16 protein-coding genes and 1 pseudogene are annotated in these 16,061 nt (G+C 58.7%); 9 read left to right on the top strand and 8 right to left on the bottom strand.

Annotated features, from left to right (window positions below; all coding sequences use genetic code 11):
• The first annotated feature begins 151 nt into the window (after positions 1-151).
• The 3 genes from P0D77_RS00155 (at position 152) to P0D77_RS00145 (ending at position 3,449) form a co-directional block, all read left to right on the top strand.
• On the top strand, positions 152-1,417 hold the full coding sequence (locus tag P0D77_RS00155; RefSeq protein WP_277554082.1) for an orc1/cdc6 family replication initiation protein: 1,266 nt from the start codon (positions 152-154) through the stop codon (positions 1,415-1,417).
• A gap of 179 nt (positions 1,418-1,596) precedes the next feature.
• Positions 1,597-2,388 carry a 2-oxo acid dehydrogenase subunit E2 gene (locus tag P0D77_RS00150; protein WP_277554081.1) on the top strand — a complete coding sequence of 264 codons (792 nt, stop codon included), beginning with the start codon at positions 1,597-1,599 and terminating at the stop codon, positions 2,386-2,388.
• A 32-nt stretch (positions 2,389-2,420) separates the two neighbouring features.
• Entirely contained in the window at positions 2,421-3,449 is a 1,029-nt protein-coding gene (locus tag P0D77_RS00145) for a PAS domain-containing sensor histidine kinase (protein WP_277554079.1), read from the top strand.
• Positions 3,450-3,589: 140 nt separating this feature from the next.
• On the opposite strand, the gene P0D77_RS00140 is transcribed toward P0D77_RS00145, so the two are convergent.
• Positions 3,590-5,812, bottom strand: a complete 2,223-nt coding sequence (locus P0D77_RS00140) for a type B DNA-directed DNA polymerase (protein WP_277554075.1) — start codon at positions 5,810-5,812, stop codon at positions 3,590-3,592.
• Positions 5,813-6,296: 484 nt separating this feature from the next.
• Here P0D77_RS00140 and P0D77_RS00135 point away from each other — a divergent pair, with 484 nt between their 5' ends.
• Positions 6,297-6,503: a type II toxin-antitoxin system HicB family antitoxin gene (locus tag P0D77_RS00135; RefSeq protein ID WP_277554074.1), complete on the top strand. Its 207-nt coding sequence runs from the start codon at positions 6,297-6,299 to the stop codon at positions 6,501-6,503.
• The gene (locus tag P0D77_RS00130; RefSeq protein ID WP_277554073.1) at positions 6,504-6,749 is read left to right on the top strand and encodes a type II toxin-antitoxin system HicA family toxin; all 246 of its coding nucleotides are present in this window, start codon (positions 6,504-6,506) and stop codon (positions 6,747-6,749) included.
• A 95-nt stretch (positions 6,750-6,844) separates the two neighbouring features.
• Here the strand turns inward: P0D77_RS00130 and P0D77_RS00125 are convergent, their stop codons facing one another.
• The 4 genes and pseudogenes from P0D77_RS00125 to P0D77_RS00110 all read right to left on the bottom strand — a co-directional run bounded on the left by P0D77_RS00125 (position 6,845) and on the right by P0D77_RS00110 (position 10,217).
• Entirely contained in the window at positions 6,845-7,117 is a 273-nt protein-coding gene (locus tag P0D77_RS00125) for a DUF8156 family protein (RefSeq protein WP_277554072.1), read from the bottom strand.
• A gap of 2 nt (positions 7,118-7,119) precedes the next feature.
• A complete protein-coding gene (locus P0D77_RS00120) occupies positions 7,120-7,869 on the bottom strand; it encodes a P-loop NTPase family protein (RefSeq protein WP_277554071.1) in 750 nt (249 codons plus the stop codon).
• 410 nt (positions 7,870-8,279) lie between these two features.
• Positions 8,280-9,410, bottom strand: a pseudogene (locus P0D77_RS00115) (RNA-guided endonuclease InsQ/TnpB family protein); the annotation flags it as partial.
• A gap of 30 nt (positions 9,411-9,440) precedes the next feature.
• Positions 9,441-10,217: a class I SAM-dependent methyltransferase gene (locus P0D77_RS00110; protein ID WP_277554070.1), complete on the bottom strand. Its 777-nt coding sequence runs from the start codon at positions 10,215-10,217 to the stop codon at positions 9,441-9,443.
• Between the two features lie 293 nt (positions 10,218-10,510).
• Here P0D77_RS00110 and P0D77_RS17650 point away from each other — a divergent pair, with 293 nt between their 5' ends.
• Positions 10,511-10,762, top strand: coding sequence for a HalOD1 output domain-containing protein (locus P0D77_RS17650; protein WP_349770078.1), 252 nt, complete (start codon positions 10,511-10,513; stop codon positions 10,760-10,762).
• Positions 10,763-11,009: 247 nt separating this feature from the next.
• Here P0D77_RS17650 and P0D77_RS00105 read toward each other — a convergent pair whose 3' ends face one another.
• Together P0D77_RS00105 and P0D77_RS00100 are read right to left on the bottom strand one after the other, a co-directional pair.
• Positions 11,010-11,444 carry an ester cyclase gene (locus tag P0D77_RS00105; RefSeq protein ID WP_277554069.1) on the bottom strand — a complete coding sequence of 145 codons (435 nt, stop codon included), beginning with the start codon at positions 11,442-11,444 and terminating at the stop codon, positions 11,010-11,012.
• A 171-nt stretch (positions 11,445-11,615) separates the two neighbouring features.
• On the bottom strand, positions 11,616-12,653 hold the full coding sequence (locus tag P0D77_RS00100; RefSeq protein WP_277554068.1) for a right-handed parallel beta-helix repeat-containing protein: 1,038 nt from the start codon (positions 12,651-12,653) through the stop codon (positions 11,616-11,618).
• Positions 12,654-12,869: 216 nt separating this feature from the next.
• On the opposite strand from P0D77_RS00100, the gene P0D77_RS00095 reads away from it, so the two are divergent.
• Positions 12,870-13,322 (top strand): SWIM zinc finger family protein, encoded by a 453-nt coding sequence (locus P0D77_RS00095; protein WP_277554067.1) that lies wholly within the window; start codon positions 12,870-12,872, stop codon positions 13,320-13,322.
• A gap of 69 nt (positions 13,323-13,391) precedes the next feature.
• Positions 13,392-14,345: a transcription initiation factor IIB gene (locus tag P0D77_RS00090; protein WP_321170528.1), complete on the top strand. Its 954-nt coding sequence runs from the start codon at positions 13,392-13,394 to the stop codon at positions 14,343-14,345.
• A gap of 15 nt (positions 14,346-14,360) precedes the next feature.
• Here the strand turns inward: P0D77_RS00090 and P0D77_RS00085 are convergent, their stop codons facing one another.
• Positions 14,361-15,419, bottom strand: coding sequence for a transcriptional regulator FilR1 domain-containing protein (locus P0D77_RS00085; RefSeq protein WP_490396531.1), 1,059 nt, complete (start codon positions 15,417-15,419; stop codon positions 14,361-14,363).
• Between the two features lie 260 nt (positions 15,420-15,679).
• Between P0D77_RS00085 and P0D77_RS00080 the strand changes: the two genes are divergently transcribed.
• Entirely contained in the window at positions 15,680-16,060 is a 381-nt protein-coding gene (locus tag P0D77_RS00080; protein WP_490396535.1) for a DUF7985 family protein, read from the top strand.
• Position 16,061 lies beyond the last annotated feature (1 nt).

Raw genomic sequence — 16,061 nt, 5'->3', positions numbered from 1 at the left:
CAGAAACTGGCAACGGGGGTGTGTTCTCTACTAGTCTAGAGGGTCGATCGGACAACGTAACTGGCAATGGAGGGGGGAGAGAGACCGCCAACTGGCAATACTGGCAATACTGGTTCGAGGGGGTTATCACTCCACCACCTAATCGCAGTACATGGGCCGGTTTCGCCGTGAATCTCATGTCTTTCGAACTCGCGATGTCCTCCGGGAAGACTATCAACCGGAGAGTCTCGAAGAGCGGGGGGAGAAGCTCGACGAGTATGCGACCGCACTCCAGCCGATTATCGACGGCAATCAACCCGACAACATCTTTCTGTACGGTCCCACAGGCGTCGGGAAGACGGCTGCGACCCATCAACTCCTGACTGAACTTCGTCAGGACGCACAGGCATACGATGACATCGACGTCCAACTTGTTGAACTCAACTGTACAGGGCTCACGTCGTCGTATCAAGTTGCTTCCAATCTCGTGAACGAGTTCCGAAATCCCGACCACCAACTCACGAGTGTCGAAGTAGATCGCGAACCGATCCCCGAGACAGGCTATCCGCAAAAGCGGTTGATGCGCGAACTCCGGAAGGACCTCGAATCGGTTGGTGGGACGATCGCCATCGTCCTTGACGAGATCGACCACATCGGCTCAGACGACGATATTCTCTACGAGCTGCCGCGAGCCCGCAAGACCTACGACCTCGATGCGAAACTCGGGATCATCGGTATCTCGAACGACTACTCGTTCCGCGATCAGCTCGGAGCACGGGTAATCGATACCTTGTGTGAAGAGGAAATTACGTTCCCACCGTATGATGCAACGCAGCTCACCGCGATCTTAGAGAAGCGCGCTGAACAGGCGTTCCACGACGATGTCGAGACGACCGCGGCAGTTCGCCTGGCGGCTGCATATGCTGCCCGTGATCGGGGCTCTGCCCGCCAAGCACTCGACATCCTCCGGAAGGCAGGAGACCTCGCAAAGCGGGAGGCAAGCGAGAACACTGGCGGGGAGATCGCACTCGACGAAGCTCACGTTGAGGAGGCGAACCAACTCGTGGAGCAGCAACAAGTGCTTGAGGGGATTCGCTCGCTCACGCAACACGCAAAGCTCACGCTGTTGACGATGTGTGCGATTGAGGCTCGCGAAGAGAGTCCCGAACGGACCCGCGTGATCCACGACGAGTACCAGCAGGTTGCACTGGCGAACGGGTATGATCCGCTCAAGCGGCGGCGGATTCACGACCACCTGAGCAACCTCGACTTGAACGGGATCTTGAGCCAGGTTGATGTGTCGACCGGACGGGGCAACAAGAACTACTACGAGTTGGATATTTCGCTGGAGTCAGTGTTTCAGGTGTTTGAGGAGACTGCGTCGGAGTTAGAGGTACAGCCGATTCGAGAGAACGCCGAGCGGAAGGGCTTGGTTTGAGGGTAGTGTGCGCTTCTCATTCTGATTCGCCCCCACCCCCCACTGTTTCCAGTGAAGCTATCCGGTGTTGAACAAGGCGTGTTTTGTCGTTCACTGGAACTGATGGGGGGTCGATACCTCATATTTGGGATCGTCCGATTGGTACGTACGAATTTAGTCCTCTCTGTTGATATGTTCTTATGAACAATCGAGACTCCGGAATTGAGCGGGTGTCTCCGCAACAGCGGTTGACAGGAGATTATATGCGGATGGCTAGAAAACGGAGTAACGTCCACGGCCTTGTCGAGGTTGACGTCACCGATACCAGAGAGCAGATCAGAACAATCGAAGACGAGACTGGGGTGGACCTCTCGTTTACGGCCTTCATTATCTACTGTCTGGCTATCACTGTAGACGAACAACCACACATCCACCGCTACCACGATTGGCGGGGACGAATCCACGAGTTCGACGACGTGGATATAAACGTCCTCGTCGAACGCGACATCGACGGCGAGCGAATCGGGGTCCCTCATATCATCCGGGCAGCAAATCGGCGGACTGTCCGATCAATTCACTACGAAATTCGACGCGTCCAAGAAGAGACATCTGCTCGCACGGGGACCGGAGTCGCTAGGCTTGTACACCGTCTCCCCGGAATCGTCCGCAGACAACTCTGGCGCTTACCGCAGTTGTTCCCCTCACTGTGGAAGCGTCTTGCCGGTACTGTCGCTGTCACATCCGTTGGTATGTTCGGCACCGGAAACGGATGGGCTATCAGTCCAACGAACTATACCCTCCAGCTCACTGTCGGCGGTATCGGAACCAAACCACGACTTATCGACGGTGAACTCCGGTCGCGAGAGTTCTTGAGTCTCACCATCACGTTTGACCACGATGTTGTAGACGGGGCCCCAGCCACGCGATTCGTACAATGCCTCAACGACCATCTCGAGGCTGGCACCGGCCTCGACGCGGCGTTCGACGAGTAAAGAGCTAAGCTCCATCGGGAGATGAGTCGTGTATGATTGGAGACGGGAGCGACGAAGGCCGCCCTGGCGAGACACTCTCGCTCGAAGACATCCCGCTTCATTCTACGAACCTGCTCTCGCTGCTCGACCGCGACGGAGTCATCCGCTATCAAAGCCCGGCGATCGCGCGGCTCTGTGGCTTTGAACAGGCCGACTTAGTCGGCGTCTCGTGCATTGAGTGCTTCCACCCCGCCGACCGCGACCGAGTGTACGCCGCCTTCGAGCGTATTGTCGAAAGCGAGGAGTACACCGTCGAGGCTGTCGAGTACCGCCATCTGAACGCCGACGGGTCGTACACGTGGGTTGAGTCTGTCACCTCCTCGACGCCGACGCCGGACGGGTACTACGTGATCAACACGCGTGATATTACAGCCCGCAAGCGCACCCGGCAGGAGCTCGAACGCGCGAACACACGGCTCAACGAGTTCGCGGACGTCGTCTCGCACGACCTACGCAACCCTCTCGGCGTCGCGCAGGGGTACCTCGAACTAAACGAAGACGAACTTCCCGCTGACGACTACACGACAATCGCTGACGCACTTGATAGAATGGAGGCGCTGATCGACGGACTCCTGACAAACGCGCGGGTCGAGAACCGCGGAGCAGAACTGCGATCGGTGGAGCTCCGCCGTGTAATCGAGTCGTGCTGGCATAACGTCGTGACTCCTGGCGCCACGCTCCACGCCGACGTCGACCTGACAATCCGCGCTGACGAACTCCAACTCACCCAACTGTTGGAGAACCTGTTCAGGAACGCGCTCGACCACGCCCCCGACGGCGTCGCAGTTACCGTCGGCGCGCTGGAGGATGGCTTCTACGTCGAAGACGACGGCCCCGGAATTTCAGAAGCCGAACGAGCGGACGTATTCGACACTGGTTATTCGACATCGACGCACGGAACTGGGCTCGGGTTGGCGATCGTCGAACGCGTCGTCGAGAGCCACGGCTGGGACATCCAAGTGACTGAGAGTCCAACCGGTGGTGCCCGCTTCGAGGTCACCGGCGTTGCGGTCGCCAGTTGAACGTCGGCGTAGTACGGAGCCGACCGTTCGGGACTCGTGGCACTATTAAAGACCTGTGAGTATTCGGGGCTTTCCCAGAACCGCTTGTGCGTTCTCATTGGTCGTGGTTCTCGGCTGCGGAGCTATCACTCGGACGCCGCTCAGTTCGTTGATGAGGAGTGGAACTGTCCAATCGTCGGCGCTGACGTCGCCGATAGTGACTCCGCAATTCGTTCTCGATCCCACCCGAGCGCCGACAGCACACTCTCAGCGGCCCGTATCGCCTGGGCTCGATACCAGCCCGCATCATACGAGCGAAGTGGCTCGTGATCCAGCCGTACCCGCCCGAGCCCACGGGCGTCATCATCCGTCACCAGATACCGTACTCGCTGGCCGGGTGCTAACGCACAGTCTTTCCACTCCGCTCGCTTGAGTGCGGCAACGGTCACTGTCTCGTGAGAGTACTGCTCTACTCGCTTCGAGACACGTTGTTCGATCAGTAACTCCTCGGGGTCAACTTCACCCTCTTCCAACCGCGTGACACATTCGCGAAGCACGCCACACACGGCTTCAGGGTCGTGTGTCTCATCGAGGGTTCGGATCAGCGTCGCTTGCAGTCGGTTGATCCATTCAGGCGTATCGTCCTGCCGGCACTCGATCCCTCGCGTCTTCACCGCGTCACCGAGGCCCTCGTCTGGATACTCGACGCCTCGCCGGCGTCCGAAATACCGCGTCAGCGCCCCACCATCCCCACCACGACGCGGACAAAAGGCAACCCAGTCGAAGGCACCCTCATACTCCAACTCAATACCCACAGCTTCGCTCACTTCCTCTGCAATCGCGTCCAACGGACGGCGCTGTGATTCGGGCACATCGGGCGCTGGCGTCACCCAAATGGAATCGACGATTCCGTGAAGCACGCGCCACCCGCCGGCTTCGAGTGCAGCTTTCGCATCGAGGAGGATCTCACGAGCGAACGCGTTGATCGACTCGTGACATTCGATCCGGCCAAACTTCGCGTTCGAGAAGCCCTGATACCCGAAACACGAGACGAGGATCCACTTGATCGCCGACGAGCGTGACTCCAGTCTCGCGATCGCTTCGGGGTCGTCCGTCTCGCGAATCTGCTGTTTAATCTCACTGCGCCCGTCAATCAGTGGCCCGAGGACGTCGGGGAGGTAGCCATCCTGCTCACAGATCGAATACCCCACGGTTGGAACCGCATCGTTGTCACAACAGCCACACCGCACCGTCTCGGGGGAGATGTTGCGCGTGCGGATGATGTTCGGGTACATTGACGAGAAGTCGAGTTCGTGTACTTCCTCGTGAACGCCGACGTCGGGCGCGAGCGTTGTCCCACCCCGGTCGGCTGTATCGAGCGTTGCCGCCGAGCGGAAGAACTCCGGGCGCCACGCCCGCCACGGCACGAGCACACCCCGGCGTCGAGCCTCTCGAATCTGCATCGCGGTCAGCACCCGGCCGATTGACGCCCAGCCGAGTTCTTGCAGTGGGAGGCCAGCGCGCTCGACGAGATCGAGACAGCCCGCCAGCCCCGCCTCACTGTAGAAGAACGTGTTCGAGCGGTCGAGGATCACCCGCCCCGGAACCGAGTACCGCGCCGGTGAGTGGCCCACTTGTCCGTAGCTCGTGTACGTTGAGGCCGACGCGAGTTGGGTGTACCCTGGCTCGCGGCCGAGCGCGTACGGCTGGAGGTCGAAATCCTCGGCAGCTTCGAACAGGAGGGGAACGACTCGTGCGGTGTCGACGACGAGGACGTCTGGGTCGACATCGGCCACGCGGTCGGCGACCGCCGCTGCAACCGCTCGGGGCGACGCTCCAACTGGCTCCCCGTTGACCCGGAGCTTCGAGAGGGCGGACAGCTCCGATTCGTGAGCCGGGAACTCGAGTCGCATCGTCCGAAGCTCGCGAATCGAGGTGTCCGGACTCGGGTCACAGTCGGTTTCGAGGGTGTAGCGAAGTTGGCGTGTGAGATCAACGTTGTAACAGGTGTGCTCATCGGGGTCGCCGAACTGGTGAATACGCTTTGCGACCGAGCGGACGTCCTGAATCCGGCGACACTCGACTCGCAACACCGGTCGAAACGATGTCCGGAACGTCTGGCGCCACACATCAGGGCTGAGGTCAACAACCGCCTCGTGGCCGTCGAGGAACGACTGGAGCGCTTCGAGCGATTCCGAGAGTGCACCCGCTCGCGGCATCCGTGGATTCGGTGTTGGACCACCTTGCTCGCCGTACAACTGTGAGACGGGTGCGCCAACGTACATCGTCGGTCGGTAGTCGCTGACTCGTCTTCGATCGACGCCGTCAGCTGTGAGATGCCACTCAACGACCGACGTGCCATCGTAGTCGATTGTGAGTACCATCTGCTATCGCTCTTGTTCGGATGGCGTCTTGATATCTAATCTCGCCTCGGTCATCACAGGTGGATCCAGAACGTGGTGAGGAATATGCCTCAGCCGTCCGTGTGGAGTGAAAGTAGTCCGGTACCGATTGTAATTCACAACTCCCGCTACAGAAGCCTCACTGCAACAGTATCCGGCGGTTCTGTACTATCTGTCAGTTAAGTACTCCCGGGTCGTTCATTGGTGGAGGTAGACGCCACTCACGCAGAAAGGTGACATCTTTCCCACGGTAAACGGCGGGATTCTCTCCTCGAAGAAAGATAGAGAGGCTGGATGCAGCACGGGGCTAATGAATCGAACAGAGCTACCTGGACACGGAGTTCGGACCGAAGGTGGGGTTGCGTAACGGTAGAGGGGCGGCGAAACCGAACAGGCACGCGCCGTAGAGCGCAGCTTCGGGCAACCCGACCGAACCCTTATGAGAGATACCACGCTATCTCGTCGTATGAGTACTGGGCGCGAAATACGCCTCGTCGAAGAGGACGACAGCTGGTGGTCGGCCATCGACCAAGAGACCGGCGTGGCGAGTCAGGGCGAGACCCGCCAAGAAGCCCTTCAGAATCTCGACGAGGCGATCGCGGTAACCGAAGAGGCTCGCGCCGACGACACGGATTCCCCCGAACCGGACGCGCCGTGGTTCGAGGATTCGTAGGTGGTGACACGCGACTTCTCTGGGCGGGAGATCGTCAAGGTCCTCCAGAAGTTCGGCTATCGCCACGACAGAACCCGTGGTGACCACGCAGTGCTGAAGTACACCCATCCCGTTACAGGGGAGAAGCGGACGGTCACCGTCCCACTCCACGACCGCGTTCGTATCGGCACCCTCCAGAGCATCGCTGAGCAATGTGGTGCGAACGACTTCCGGGAGTGGTGCCGATGGATAGACGAACACCGGTAGTCGGGACTGACCGACCGCTTGACTCGGTATGTCAGAAGACGGGGACGAGAGAGACAGCTGTTCGTACAGTTCCAAGATTGAGCTACCGACATACGCTATTCCTCCTCTTCTACGTGGGCCTCAAGCGCCGCAACTCGCTCTTCGAGGTCGTCGATGCGGGCCTCTTGCTCGATCGAGATGCTCATCAACACTGGTGCGAGCCGGTCGGGGTGATTCAGGTTGCTCGCAGCATCGGCGTGCTCGCGAGCGTAGGTGAACAACCGGTCGAACAGTGGCTGGTGGCGACGACGCAGCGCCCGCCGGAAGTCACTCCACTCGTCTTCCATTCGCGAGAGGAGGTCTCGGAACGTCGGGTTCGTCCGTCCCATACTTACCACCCCTCCGGCGTGGCAGGCGCTGATGGCCCGGACTCAGGCGCAGGGGTGGCTCCAGCATCCGACTCATCAATGACGCCGCCCACTGCTCGGGCCCGGTGTTCGAGGATCTCCCGCCAGAACGCGAGCGTGGTCTGCATCCACCCGTCGCCGGTGTGATACACGAGCGTCTCGTCGTCGGCTTCCTCCCCACTGAAGCGCGGCCCGAATCGCGTCTTCGAACACGTGAGCGTCTCGTGGGCAGCAGCTGACAGCGGCGCACTCAGGTCGTCTTCGCGAGCGCGAGTGAGCAGCACTGGAACATCCCGCTCGCGAGCGACACCCGCGAGTGTGGCGAGGCGACGCACAAGGAGCTCCTGTGCCTGCTCGCGAGGCACGTCATCCTCACGATATTGCAGATCCATTGCTGGGACGACGACGAGTGACAGCTCCGCCCCATTTGCGATGAGATCTGAGGTGATGCGTGGGAGACGATCCAGCAACGAGGCGTGTTGATAGGCGGTGAACCCACGAGCCGTGGTAATTCGGTCGAGATACCGTGGGTGTGGTGCAAGTCGTGTGAGCGTCCGCGTCTGGACGTGCCCGCCTGCGTCGACCCAGACTACCTCACCAGACGCTTCGAGGAGGTGATCGAGGACGACGGCACACAGTGGCTCGATACCGAGTTCGGAGTCGATACTGAGGAGCGTAATTCCCGGATCGAGGGTCGGGAGTTCGACGCCGGCGTGTGCGTCGGTGCAATTCATACACAGGACATCGACGGCGACGGATAAGGGCCTCAGCCATCCGTGTTCGGTGAAAGTGGAAACGGTCCTTCGCCTTTCGACCGTACTGGTACGTTCTGGCCTGTGCGGACTGATTTCGCTGGATTGGCCTCTTGACGTGTTTATCAGTACGTGTGCGAAGGCGAGGCGAAAGTGGAGGCCGATTCCCCTAACCGACGAGAGCCTCTCTTCGACTCGGGGAATCTATCGCCATCACCGACGATCCTGAGGTCCGTGCGTGGGCGGCAGCGCTCTCCCGTCGGTACAAGGAAGAGCCAGCGGTTCTCGACCTGTGGTGAAATCAGAACAAAACACAAGTCGGTCACGCGACTCACGCCTGGAAGTAAGCTACCACGCCCTGAAGGGCGTGGCATTCAGCGTGGACTCCCGTTCTAACCGCTGAGAGCGGTAGGCGAATACTCGCCGTTCACGTTCAACGTCCCGCTGTTCAAGCGCACGCCTACGGGTGCGCCTCCACGCCCAGACTTTTGCTGGTCGCGGAGATACTTCAGGCCGATATTCTTCGCCGCGTTGTAATCCGCGTGAACATCGTACCCGCACTTCAGACACTCGAACTCGTCCTGACCGTTGTCTTGTGGACGATTATCCTCGTGAGTGAACCCACACTTCGAACAACGTTGACTCGTGTACGCCGGAGTAATCTGCTTCACTACAAGCCCTTCCGACTCAGCCTTGTACGTGACGTACTCGAACAAGCGGTGGAACGCCCACTTATGTACCGCTTTCGCGTGAGGGAGGCGTTCGCGGATGCCTTTGAGTTGCTCGAACACGATGTGCGTGCAATCGTTCTCAAGAGCTTCCTCCACGAGTTCGTTCGAGATAGTGTGAAGCATCTGCTCGAACCGCCCGGTTTGCTTGCGACCGACGCGCTGGACATTGATGTGTGCCCATCGAGTCCCAGTCTGTTGCAAGTCGCCACGCCGTTTCTCGTATTCTCGATGCCAGTGATTGAGTTCGCCGCCGCTCCAGAACGTGCCGGTTGAGGTGACTGCGATGTTCGTGATGCCGAGGTCAACACCAAGGACGGAGACGTGCTTGGCGTCGCCTTGTTCGGTATCATCGTTCTCCACGGCGGGCTTTGTCCGCACATGGAGGTAGAAGCAATCCTCTACCGTGTCGTAGTGGAGCGTGGCTCCGTTCACGTCGTAGTCGTTGTTGAACAGGTACGCCGCGTGTGGCGTGTCACGCTGTTCGTTTGGGAGGACAAACTCTGCGGTTACTCGCCCGTCGATGGTGGCGAGTGTCGCGTGGTCGTCGTTGACGGTGACGGTTCTCGCGTCGTAGCTGGCGAACCGTGACGTGAAGTGGGGTTTCGAGGCTTTCTTGCCCTGTGACCAGCGTTCGATGACGCCTTTGACTGCTTCGGCGGCGCGGTTTCGTGCGGCTTGCACGAGGTTGGCTGGGAGTGGGGAGGTGTCTCGAACGTCGTAGTACGTGAGGTCGTGGAGTTTCTGCTTACTGGTGATTTTCCAGTCGGGTTCCCACGCTACGTCTACGACGTGGGTTGTCTCAGTTGACACAGAACGCTTGTGTCAACGTGTGGCTCGCAGACAGATCGACGTAGGAGGAGCGCTCCGTAACGCTTCAGCTATCTCGGGATGGTTGCGCTCGAAGCCATCATCAGGACTCGGCTCCGTCATCTCCTGTACCGTGAATCCAGCATCAGTCAGTGGCGAAAACAGGCCTTCGATGGAACGGCGGTAGTAGGTTGCGCGTGTGGCATCGCCCTCTGGGTTCCAGATGATATCGTAGCGCTCCGTCTCGGGGTAGTTCGGTGGACTTGGCCCTGTTTCAACTCTTGATTCGGTGTCTGATTCGTCGTCGACGGTCGGATAGACTCCATCCCGAACGACGAGGTAATCGTGGAGTGGATTGTGTGTGGAGACAACGAGGACGCCCCCATCGACCAGAATACGGGCGAACTCCGCAAGGGGAGTGGTCAACTCTTCGAGGTGAGAGAAGACGTGCTGACAAACGATGACATCTAGGCTATCATCCGCAATGAAGTCGAGTCCGTCAGCAAGGTCGCCCTGCACGAATGTCGCCGCTGGTACGTGTTCTTTCGCCACCGCGACCATCTCCTCGCTGACATCGACACCGATCACATCGGCACCACGTTCGAGAAGCTTCGCGGAACAGTCTCCCGAACCACACCCAGCATCGAGAACCCGACGGTTGGTGAGATCGGGAAGCATCGCTTCGATCGATGGCCAGAGGAGCTGCGCTTTCGATGGAGAGTCCGCGATGTGTCCCCAGTACTCGGCGAGGTCATCGTAGTGATCGGCGATGCGAGGGTCGGGCCCTTCCATAGCTATCTGCGAAGAACGTGGCCAATATTTCTGTGTACTCACACAATATACACCGGTGAGACAAGCGATGCTGGCGACAGTTGCACCCGGCGCTCGGTGCGCAGCACCTTCCTATCACGTTTTCCGGAGTTATACCTCTATAAAATTGTAGCGCCTGATAGATACAGCGTGAGTCTCGATTACCGAGTTGGTATTCGATGTGAGTTGATCGAACAGGTATGATCTGACCGAGAGAACTGTGTCACCCACATCCTCACACTAACTCTTTCCGTCTGGTAGTGGATAGTCAGGGTATGTCTGACTGTGAAGACCTAGTCGTTCATTGTAATTGCACAACGGTCGTCGATGGAATATGTGGGTCCGGGAATGATTTGTCCGCTACAGAGGCTGTCGTACTCGCGTTGGCAGACGCTATGGGTGTCGATCAAATCGACGTGCCACCACTATACGAGTATACCGACCCGGACGCACTCGACGCGATGTTGGACCGGGAAAATAAAGACACGTTGGACACCGCCGTCGTTTGTTTCCAAGTGGAGACGTAGAACGTGTTCGTCAGGTCCGACGGGAACATTCGCGTCTGTGATGCGACCCAACGAACCGAGTTGGCACCCGTTTTCTGAACCTGCGACCAATATCACTGATTGATTCGCAGCACCTTCCTATCGGTGGATTCGCCAACTCACTGATGAAACGAACCGAAGTTGGTCACTATATACCGCTCTTGATGCCCCTCACGGCAGTTATTATTGGACAGCGTCAACAGGCCCGCTAGATTGCTCCTGTGTCGGTTCACACGGTCGCCTCGTTCGCCGCAGCTGGGATGAGTCCGAGCTGTTGCATCACGCCGAGGTAGTCAAAACGGTCCCACTGTTCTGCAACCTTTCCATCCTCGAAGCGATAAATGGAGATCCCCGAACCTTCCCACGATTTCCCCGTCGGCTCGTCCGTGAGAAACGACGGACCGGTGTTTCGCCCGCTCAGCGTGTACCGGAGTACAACCCGGTCGTCTTCCCCAATGAGGTCATCCACTTCGAACTCGAACTGAGAGGTTCCCGATCGCACTGCCTCAACCATCTCTTTCACCCCTGCCAAATCGCGATCGCCCATCGGGGTGTGCATAATGTATTCGTCCGTGTATATCGCATCGAAGACGTCGACGTTTCCGTCATTCCATGCCTCGAGCTCGGACTCTCGAACGAGCTGCTTCTGCTCTTGAACAGTCATCGTGTCCTCCTCCTGATTGTTTGCACCTCCCGGATTTTGTTACTCTAGTCGTAGTGCGATGTAAGCGGATATTACGGCGATTGAATCAACAAAGCTAACCTCTGCCTTTCAGGGTAGGGAAGCTGTCAAACCATCATTCGTGAAGCTCCAATAGAACTCGTGGGCGAGAGCTCACTGACTGAACGGACTCGCTTGTGGATCAAATCCGTATGCATCATCAGCCTGTGAAAACCCTGTCACAGCTGACGGAAGTGGAACCTGAACCGTCTCCCTCCGGAGGGACCCTGAAATCGAGTCGTCTGATATACTAGTTCTCCCCGTACCACTCACGGTACAGTTCGCGACTGTGACCTGATTGTCTGAGCCACCGTCTCTGATCACTTCACTTGCTGTGTCATTGTGGAAGTGACAATTACGGAACTCAACACTGACGTCATCGCCCTTAATCTCGACCAGTCCGTCCGAACCTGGCGCACGATCCGTGAAGACGAACCAGCAGTTTTCAACGACGAACTGCCCAGTTCGGCGAATCCGTAGTCCAACAGGATTCTGGCCGGAATCGGCGTCTGTTCGGACGGGACTCGTTACGGCAATGAGTGAATTTCGGACGTAGCTGACCGCTTCCGAGTCAGATTCCTCGTCAAGTCCGACACGCAGGTTCGCGACGTTACTGTTGATGAACGAACTGTCCTCAACAGTCACCGGTGTTTTGTCGACGTAGGCACCGTTGTTCGCCATTCCTGCGATGCACGTATTGCGAATCGTTGTTCGCGCCCCTCCTTCAGGGTGGTAGATCGCCCGATCTTGATCCATTCCGCCTCCATCGGGCCAGCAGAAGCCCCGAATCTCACCGCCTGGATACAGATCCAGACCCGATTTCGATTCGGGGTTGGTGCCTCGAACAACGATGTTCTCCAACGTTCCGCGGACGGCTCCCTCCATTGAACCCGAGCGCAATCGAAATACAACGTCTCCTAGAGACCCGGAACCAACGAGTGCGGTACGAACATCTAACGCAGTGCCGTTCCACTCGTAGGTCCCTGGTGGAATACGGATTTGACTGTTCGTCCCCACGTTCTGCTGGATGAGCGGATCAATCTCATCGCCCGCTCTACTCTCTTGCCGACTGCCACACCCAGCAAGGCCAACAACTCCTGCAGCACCAAGCGTTCGCAGCAGTGTTCGACGCTTGACCTTCCTAGTACTCATCGCTACTGTGTTCGCTATTTACCAATAAAATCCCGATGGGGATGTTCACACTCTGGGTATGGTGGCTGCAAGCAGCACTCTGTCCGTTCTCGATCGACTCGAGTGCGGCTTGGAGACGAGGTGACTGGTTCTGCCGACTGGCCTGGTTTTTGCACCTGTTCTCCGCGTGTTTGTGCGCGCCGCCACGGGTGGCGCGCGTAGGCGTGCCGTCATTCGATGAGATCGAACCACGTCCTCACCAAACTGGATGTATCGTCCCGTGCAAGACGCCGCGCTCAAACAGAGCCGTTCACCTTCTCTCTCACCACAGAAGGCGTCCGCGTCACGAACCACCGCTACGAGCACCCGTCCGACCACTCATACGTCGTCACGGTCACTGCTGGCGTCCCAGTCACCTGCGATTGTCCTGCAGACGCGCACTACGATGGTGCGTGCAAACACCGGATCGCGGTCGCGATTCGAACGCCAGTCCTCCAAGCGGCGACGAAGAAGGCGCTCGCGGACGGCGGGACACAACCCGCAAACCCAGGTGAAGGAGATCGAGCACCTGCCGACTCTCCAGAATCTGAGCCTGCCATCCCTGAGTGGTGTGACTGTGCCGGCCTCGAAGACGGCTTCCCGTGTTTCGAGTGTGTTTCCCGAGGCCAGAAGCCGCTCCCGGACGTCTAACGCGACCGAAGGGAGTTTATCTGCCCCTGGCGGGCGAGGGGCGCTGGAAGGCGTGCCTCGTGATCGACTGTGCAACGGGACACTGTGTACGACCGGCGATACGATGAATCGACCCAACAAACGACTGCGAACACCTGCCCTGAGTGTGACGGCCGGGTGACGATGAACACTGTCGAGGTGGTGTGTGATGATTGTGGCCTCATCCTTGCAGACGGAAACGTCGACCTTGGCCCGGAGTGGCGAAACCACACAGATGAGCCATCTCGGTCGCGGGTCGGGCCGCCGAAGACCCCCGCAAGACACGATCGAGGGCTCTCAACAGAGATCGGCCACCACTGCGATGGTTACGGACAGCCACTCAACGGAAAGACGCGACATCGGCTTTCGCGACTCCGTCGTGCGCACAGTCGTGGGCGGTTCCGGTCGAAAGCCGAACGTAACCAAGCATATGGGTTCACAGAGATCCGACGGATGGTTGGTGCACTTGGGCTCGGAACAGACGTCCGTGATCGGGCCTGTCAACTCTTCTCCTCAGCACAGAAGATGGACCTGTTCCCAGGCCGGACTCTCGAAGGGATGGCTGGTGCTTCGGTGTATGCAGTGTGTCGGTGTACTGGCCGTCCGGAGACGCTTGCAGACATTACCCGAGTCTCACGCATCGACCGACAACGGATTCGAACTGCCTACCGTGCGTTGAACACCGAACTCGGGCTTCCGGCTGCTCCCCGGACGCCGGAGACGTTTCTTCCAAAGGTGGTCTCTGCACTTGGACTCCCTCCCGCAGTCGAGCGACGTGCCCGCCGTCTCCTTGCGCAAGCCGGCGATGCGACGACGGCTGGTGGGGGAAACCCTGCTGGGATCGCAGGGGGAGCAGTGCTCGTCGCGGCCAGCGCTGTGGGTGTTCGCCAGCAGTTTACCCAGCAAGAGGTAGCCCAGATCGTCGACGTGACGCCCGTGACGCTCAGAAGCCATCGAAATGCGTTGCGTGCAGCGGGTGGGAGACGAGGAACAAGCGCCGACTGACGGATAGGAGCGTCGCTACTCCGCTGAGGAGTGCGGCGTGGTCGTGAGCCATCGATCGAATCGAAACTCGACTGGCTGACTCTCCGCCCAGAGTTCATCGAACGTCGACGTCGCCCACCGTTTGAGCCGTTTTGTGGACCCAACAACTGCATCGGACTGGCTCGTCCGCGTCGAGCCGCCAACTAACACACGCTCGCCGTTGAAGATCGCAAGGACGGTGTACAGCGGATCGTGATGGACACGGAGGTCAACCGTTGGGCTCTCCAGCAGTGTCGCAAGCCGGTGGTGGTTCCGTGGCCGTGCGAGATATCGATACGCGTTCCGGTCGAGGATGAGCTGATGGTGGTCGCTCGTGAACGATGACGCGAAGTGGTCGAACGTGACTGCATCCAGTGCCGGGACGACAACCTGCAGTTGGTGAAGCGCTCCCGTTCGAAGCCCTGCCTCCTCGACCATCGCGTTCAACATCGTATTTTGCACGCCCGGTGTCTTCGTGAGGAGCTCACTCCCAACGAGCGTGTGGAGTGGAGGACCAGCCCAGTACGCCATCGTATTCAACGCAGGTCCCTTTTCGATCGCTTCTGCGACTGCCGTGTAGAGCCATCCGAGTTGTTCGACAGCGACCACCGCAGTTTTGCTGATCCGAATTTGGCGACCAGGCGAGTCTGCGATCCAGCCGTATTTTTCGAAGGTTCTGAGCGTCCGATGAATTGTCGCTCGCGAGGGAAGCCTCGGATCTGCTGCGAGGGTCGACTTATCTGCAGGTGCACGAGCTAACGCCCGAATCAGGTCCGGACGCGATTCCGACCCGGCGAGGTATGCGAGTTTCTCTACACCGAGGCGGTCGACTACTTGCTCATATGCTTGGTGTGCGAGCCACCCGGAGCGAGTCAATCGAAATCCGGCTCCCCGCTCATCCTGCACAAATCCAAGCTGCTCGAACTCACCGAGCCACCGATACACTGTCTCCCGACTAATCTCGTTCCGATCAGCTAGCGCTGTTGCTTTGCTCCCACCAGCTGTGCCCACTAACAACACAGAGATATCGACTCGCGAGCGGCTGGACTGCGACATAGCGACCGCGCGGACAAATCCTCGTGCTCCATTCACTAGTAAGGGGTGGACAGCGACCAGCGCGTATGAGCCTCGTTGCACGTTTTACGGATTCAAACACCGTTTGACTCCCTGATTACTTCCACCTCTGGCTGTGATAGCAATTAATGAGTACGCGCCTGGGGGATACAGTAGCAACTGCTGATTCTGGCGATAGTTCGTCTTCATCGCTTCTGTCACGAATTCGATCACGACGTGTGAATCGCTCGCTGTCGGGACGGCTGCCAGTTTCTGTTCAGCTAGTACGAGTCTCGCTCTATGCGGTGCTTCTCATCGGAGTGTTGAGCACGCCGGCAGTTGCACAGGAGGTAACGACGAACCCCGTGTGTACGGACGATTCCGGGACACTCGGGAATATGATCGAGGGCTTCGTCCAGATCACAACTGGACTCGGGATTATGGGTCTGCTCGTCGTCTGGCAGGCAGATGCGTTGATGGAGATGTTCACGCTTGGCCGTGAGCAGAAAGCCCAGCTCAAAGAACACAAACGCAGGGCTGTTCGCTCTGCGCTCACGCTGGTCGTGCTTGGGCCGCTGTTCACCGTCGGCGGGTCGGCAATGGGCCTGCCCATCGCCGAGTGTGTCGACCTTATCCCATTCTAAC

The sequence above is a fragment of the Halobaculum limi genome, assembly GCF_029490015.1.
In the GTDB taxonomy this organism is placed as follows: domain Archaea; phylum Halobacteriota; class Halobacteria; order Halobacteriales; family Haloferacaceae; genus Halobaculum; species Halobaculum limi.
The sequence above is the reverse complement of the archived record's forward strand: the minus strand, read 5'-3'. Positions and strand labels throughout refer to the sequence as shown.

Bases quoted from the DNA above. Each gene is read 5' to 3' on its own strand.
- P0D77_RS00155 (WP_277554082.1), top strand. From the start codon at position 152: ATGGGCCGGTTTCGCCGTGAATCTCATGTCTTTCGAACTCGCGATGTC.
- P0D77_RS00085 (WP_490396531.1), bottom strand. From the start codon at position 15,419: ATGTCGCAGTCCAGCCGCTCGCGAGTCGATATCTCTGTGTTGTTAGTG.
- P0D77_RS00120 (WP_277554071.1), bottom strand. From the start codon at position 7,869: ATGAATTGCACCGACGCACACGCCGGCGTCGAACTCCCGACCCTCGAT.
- P0D77_RS00140 (WP_277554075.1), bottom strand. From the start codon at position 5,812: ATGGTACTCACAATCGACTACGATGGCACGTCGGTCGTTGAGTGGCAT.
- P0D77_RS00105 (WP_277554069.1), bottom strand. From the start codon at position 11,444: ATGACTGTTCAAGAGCAGAAGCAGCTCGTTCGAGAGTCCGAGCTCGAG.
- P0D77_RS00095 (WP_277554067.1), top strand. From the start codon at position 12,870: ATGAGATCGAACCACGTCCTCACCAAACTGGATGTATCGTCCCGTGCA.
- P0D77_RS00135 (WP_277554074.1), top strand. From the start codon at position 6,297: ATGAGTACTGGGCGCGAAATACGCCTCGTCGAAGAGGACGACAGCTGG.
- P0D77_RS00150 (WP_277554081.1), top strand. From the start codon at position 1,597: ATGAACAATCGAGACTCCGGAATTGAGCGGGTGTCTCCGCAACAGCGG.
- P0D77_RS00125 (WP_277554072.1), bottom strand. From the start codon at position 7,117: ATGGGACGGACGAACCCGACGTTCCGAGACCTCCTCTCGCGAATGGAA.
- P0D77_RS00145 (WP_277554079.1), top strand. From the start codon at position 2,421: ATGATTGGAGACGGGAGCGACGAAGGCCGCCCTGGCGAGACACTCTCG.
- P0D77_RS00100 (WP_277554068.1), bottom strand. From the start codon at position 12,653: ATGAGTACTAGGAAGGTCAAGCGTCGAACACTGCTGCGAACGCTTGGT.
- P0D77_RS00110 (WP_277554070.1), bottom strand. From the start codon at position 10,217: ATGGAAGGGCCCGACCCTCGCATCGCCGATCACTACGATGACCTCGCC.
- P0D77_RS17650 (WP_349770078.1), top strand. From the start codon at position 10,511: ATGTCTGACTGTGAAGACCTAGTCGTTCATTGTAATTGCACAACGGTC.